General features: G+C 53.5%; 1 protein-coding gene. It reads left to right on the top strand.

What is annotated here, in order from left to right:
* Positions 1-53: 53 nt before the first annotated feature.
* On the top strand, positions 54-417 hold a 364-nt coding region (locus AUL33_RS21920; RefSeq protein ID WP_244492385.1), incomplete at its 3' end, for an ATP-binding protein.

Raw genomic sequence — 417 nt, 5'->3', positions numbered from 1 at the left:
ATTCAAAATCTCGCCTACCGCTTGTCGAGGAGCAGACCTGGCCCGATTCTCCCGTGTTCCTCAACGAAGGTGGCTGCCGCGTTTTCAGCGATTTTGTCGCGGATGCGCAGCGTATCGATGAGCTGAGCGCTCAAGGCTTGGCGTCCCGGCTGGGACTCCTTCTTTCTGGACCTCCGGGGACAGGCAAAACCCTTCTGGCTGGTCATGTCGCAGCTCAGTTGTCGCGCCCACTGTATGTCGTTCGACTCGACTCGGTGATTTCGTCGCTTCTGGGGGATACCGCAAAAAATATTCGATCTGTATTTGATTTTGTCCCAGCTAGGAATGCTGTGCTTTTTCTTGACGAAATGGATGCTGTTGCGAAGCTACGCGACGACAGGCACGAATTAGGAGAGCTAAAGCGAGTTGTAAATACAG

It is taken from the genome of Aureimonas sp. AU12 (assembly GCF_001463705.1).
In the GTDB taxonomy this organism is placed as follows: domain Bacteria; phylum Pseudomonadota; class Alphaproteobacteria; order Rhizobiales; family Rhizobiaceae; genus Aureimonas.
Note: the sequence above shows the minus strand (reverse complement) of the source record. Positions and strands in the feature narration are given on the sequence as shown.